This window comes from Leifsonia sp. SIMBA_070 (assembly GCF_046534635.1).
In the GTDB taxonomy this organism is placed as follows: domain Bacteria; phylum Actinomycetota; class Actinomycetes; order Actinomycetales; family Microbacteriaceae; genus Leifsonia.
The window spans coordinates 1-244 of record NZ_JAWRYK010000798.1; the positions used below are offsets into that span (position 1 = coordinate 1).

Sequence of the window (244 nt, forward strand, 5' to 3'; positions counted from 1 at the left end):
GGAGGACGCCTCGACCCTGGTCAGCCGCCTGCGCGTGGTGAAGAGCCCGGCGGAGATCTCCTACGTGCGCCAGGCCGCCCAGCTGGCCGACACCGCCTGGGAGGCGGCACTGGACACCGCCGGGCCCGGCATCTTCGAGGGCGACATCCTGGCCGCCATGCACGGCGCCATCTTCGCCGGCGGCGGCGACGACCCCTCCAACGAGTTCGTCATCGGCTCCGGCCAGGGCGCCCTGCTGTGCCGC

Annotated in this window: 1 protein-coding gene; it reads left to right on the forward strand. The window is 74.2% G+C overall.

Features of this window, described 5'->3' with window-relative positions:
* Nucleotides 1-244, forward strand: a 244-nt coding sequence (locus SB754_RS22415; protein ID WP_410784481.1) for a M24 family metallopeptidase, incomplete at both ends; no start/stop codon positions are given.